At 61.8% G+C, this 2,023-nt stretch carries 1 protein-coding gene; it reads left to right on the forward strand.

The window, feature by feature from the left end:
• Positions 1-90 precede the first annotated feature (90 nt).
• Positions 91-2,023: elongation factor G (gene fusA, locus AC1DU6_RS29035; RefSeq protein WP_477861407.1), on the forward strand; the 1,933-nt coding region annotated here is incomplete at its 3' end.

Here is a 2,023-nt window from a genome sequence, read left to right on the forward strand (position 1 = left end):
TTCTCGCACTTCCGCTTCTAAACTCACTGTCTTTCAGCCGCCTCGGGTTTCTACCAACCCGCTGGCGGCTCCTGTCTTCTGGAGCAAACCATGGCCCGCAAAACCCCCATCGAGCGCTACCGCAACATCGGTATCTCTGCGCACATCGATGCCGGCAAGACCACCACGACCGAGCGCATCCTTTACTACACCGGCGTGAACCACAAGATCGGTGAGGTGCATGACGGCGCCGCCACGATGGACTGGATGGAGCAAGAGCAAGAGCGTGGCATCACGATCACCTCTGCTGCCACGACCTGCTTCTGGAAGGGCATGGACCTGGCTCGACCCGAGCACCGCATCAACATCATCGACACCCCCGGGCACGTCGACTTCACGATTGAAGTCGAGCGCTCGATGCGCGTGCTGGACGGTGCCTGCATGGTCTATTGCGCCGTCGGTGGCGTGCAGCCCCAGTCGGAAACCGTCTGGCGCCAGGCCAACAAGTACAAGGTGCCCCGCCTCGCGTTCGTCAACAAGATGGACCGCACCGGCGCGAACTTCTTCAAGGTCTACGACCAGATGAAGCTGCGTCTCAAGGCTAATCCGGTGCCCGTCGTCATCCCCATCGGCGCCGAAGACAAGTTCACCGGCGTGATCGACCTCATCAAGATGAAGGCGATCATCTGGGACGAAGCCTCGCAAGGCATGAAGTTCAACTACGAAGACATCCCGGCTGACCTGCAGGCCGAGGCCGTCAAGTGGCGCGAAAACCTCATCGAAGCCGCCGCTGAGTCCAGCGAAGAGCTGATGAACAAGTACCTGGAGTCGGGTGATCTGGACGAAGAGGAAATCGTCTCGRCCATCCGCAAGCGCACGATCGCCGCTGAAATCCAGCCGATGTTCTGCGGCACCGCCTTCAAGAACAAGGGCGTGCAGCGCATGCTCGACGGCATCATCGATTTCATGCCCTCGCCGGCTGACATCCCGCCGGTGCCTGGCACCGACGATGACGACAAGCCGGTCGTGCGCCAACGTATCGACGAAGAGAAGTTCGCTGCGCTGGCCTTCAAGCTGATGACCGACCCCTACGTCGGCCAGCTGACCTTCGTGCGCGTCTACTCGGGCGTGCTGAAGTCGGGCGACTCGGTTTACAACCCGATCCGCGGCAAGAAGGAACGCATCGGCCGGATCCTGCAGATGCACGCCAACCAGCGTGAAGAAATCTCGGAAATTCTGGCCGGCGACATCGCCGCCTGCGTGGGCTTGAAGGACGTCACCACGGGCGAAACCCTGTGCGACCCGGACAGCATCATCACGCTGGAAAAGATGGTCTTCCCTGAGCCCGTGATCTCGCAGGCCGTCGAGCCCAAGACCAAGGCCGACCAGGAAAAGATGGGTATCGCCCTGGGCCGCCTGGCCAAGGAAGACCCGTCCTTCCGTCTGCGCACCGATGAAGAGTCGGGCCAGACCATCATCTCCGGCATGGGCGAGCTCCACCTGGAAATCATCGTCGACCGCATGAAGCGCGAGTTCGGCGTGGAAGCCAACGTCGGCAAGCCGCAAGTGGCCTACCGCGAAACCATCCGCAAGACGGCTTCGGACGTCGAAGGCAAGTTCGTGCGCCAATCCGGGGGCAAGGGCCAATACGGCCACGTCGTGCTGACCGTCGAGCCGCAGGAAGCTGGCAAGGGCTTCGAGTTCGTCGACGCCATCAAGGGCGGCGTGGTGCCGCGCGAATACATCCCCGCGGTCGAAAAGGGTGTTATCGACTCCCTGCCGAACGGCGTGCTGGCTGGCTTCCCGGTTGTGGACGTCAAGGTCACGCTGACCTTCGGTTCGTACCATGATGTCGACTCGAACGAAAACGCGTTCAAGATGGCTGCGTCCCTGGGCTTCAAGGAAGGCTGCCGCAGGGCTTCGCCGGTGATCCTGGAGCCGATGATGGCCGTGGAAGTCGAGACGCCTGAAGACTATGCCGGCAACGTGATGGGCGATCTGTCCAGCCGCCGCGGCATGGTGCAGGGCATGGACGACATGGTCG

The organism is Roseateles sp. P5_B10, from assembly GCF_056400485.1.